Genomic DNA, 229 nt, shown 5'->3' with positions numbered 1-229 from the left:
GCAGCGATTCGAAGCCGACACGAACCACGCGATGGTGACCGCGTACGGCAATCGACTTCGCGAGGCGGAAGCGGCACTCCAGGCGCTCGTCGCGCTGGCGCCCAACAACGCCGGCCTCCAGTCACGCCTCGGCTCGGTCTTCAGCATGCGCGGTTGGACCGAGCGCGCGCTCGAACGGCAGCGCATGGCGATGACCCTGGATCCGCGCAGCACCGAAGCGCGTATCGGC

Annotated in this window: 1 protein-coding gene; it reads left to right on the top strand. The window is 69.0% G+C overall.

Annotated elements, in window-relative coordinates; genetic code table 11:
* Positions 1-229 (top strand): hypothetical protein (locus OH705_RS29000; RefSeq protein ID WP_267303672.1); only part of this gene is annotated, 229 nt, incomplete at both ends.

The sequence above is a fragment of the Pseudomonas sp. BJa3 genome, from assembly GCF_026343815.1.
In the GTDB taxonomy this organism is placed as follows: Bacteria; Pseudomonadota; Gammaproteobacteria; order Pseudomonadales; family Pseudomonadaceae; genus Aquipseudomonas; species Aquipseudomonas soli.
Note: the sequence above shows the minus strand (reverse complement) of the source record. Positions and strands in the feature narration are given on the sequence as shown.